The sequence below is a fragment of the Thiocapsa sp. genome (assembly GCF_011390875.1).
Lineage (GTDB): Bacteria > Pseudomonadota > Gammaproteobacteria > Chromatiales > Chromatiaceae > Thiocapsa.
Genome location: NZ_JAABRP010000153.1, coordinates 1 through 495, shown reverse-complemented (window position 1 = coordinate 495; position 495 = coordinate 1). Strand labels below are relative to the sequence as shown.

The following is a 495-nucleotide window of genomic DNA, read 5'->3' as shown; positions in this document are numbered from 1 at the left end:
GGTCAGGTCCAAGCCCAGCGCGGCCAGATGGCTGTAGAAGACGCTTGCGTAGTAGCCCTCGAAGCGGGCAAGCGGATTGCCGGTGTGCCAGTGGTAGGGGATGGCCGCGAAAAGGCTTTCGACATGGGCGCGCAAGGCCGCGAAGTCGCCGGCAACGAGCACGTCGTAGAGCCGGCTGACGGCTCGATCGGCCTGCATGGGGTCGCCCATCAAGCCTTTCAGGAGGGCGTCGTTGAGCGCTATCTCGACCTCGAGGTTGGGATAGCCCAGCGCATATTCGAGCCGCGCACCGAGGCGCCGCGATCCGGTGAAGGTCAGATAGCCGCTTTGCCAGAGCAGCGCCTCCGAGGGCATGCTGTCCACGTCGAAGGTCGAGATCAATGCCTCGGAGGCATGCAGTCCGGCCAGATCGGGTGTAAAAAAGCCGCGCGCGGTGAGCAGATCCACCAGAAAGGTCGGTGTTCCCGTCTCGAACCACCAGGTGCGGAACTCGCG

1 pseudogene is annotated in these 495 nt (G+C 64.2%); it reads right to left on the bottom strand.

Annotation, left to right across the window (positions count from 1 at the left end):
* Positions 1–495, bottom strand: a pseudogene (locus GPT33_RS12845) (hypothetical protein); the annotation flags it as partial.